Origin of the sequence: Hydrogenovibrio sp. 3SP14C1 (assembly GCF_029625905.1) — a bacterium.
Classification (GTDB): domain Bacteria; phylum Pseudomonadota; class Gammaproteobacteria; order Thiomicrospirales; family Thiomicrospiraceae; genus Hydrogenovibrio.
The window spans coordinates 1-291 of sequence record NZ_JARTLM010000048.1; the positions used below are offsets into that span (position 1 = coordinate 1).

Annotated in this window: 1 pseudogene; it reads left to right on the plus strand. The window is 66.0% G+C overall.

The features are described 5' to 3' along the window. Positions 1 to 291, plus strand: a pseudogene (locus P8629_RS11580) (tRNA uridine-5-carboxymethylaminomethyl(34) synthesis GTPase MnmE); the annotation flags it as partial.

The following is a 291-nucleotide window of genomic DNA, read 5'->3' on the forward strand; positions in this document are numbered from 1 at the left end:
GGCGGCGTGGGCATCATCCGCGTATCCGGCCCGGAAAGCCGCCATATCGCTCAGGCCATACTGGGGCAATGCCCTCCCCCGCGTCATGCCTATTACGGCCCCTTCAGTGGTGCTCAAGGCATTATCGACGAAGGGATTGCGCTGCTGTTTACCGGGCCTAACTCCTTTACCGGGGAGGACGTGCTGGAGCTGCAGGGGCACGGTGGCCCCGTGATCATGGATATGCTGCTGGAGCGCTGCCTCGCGCTGGGCGCCCGCCTGGCTCGGCCTGGCGAGTTCTCCGAACGCGCG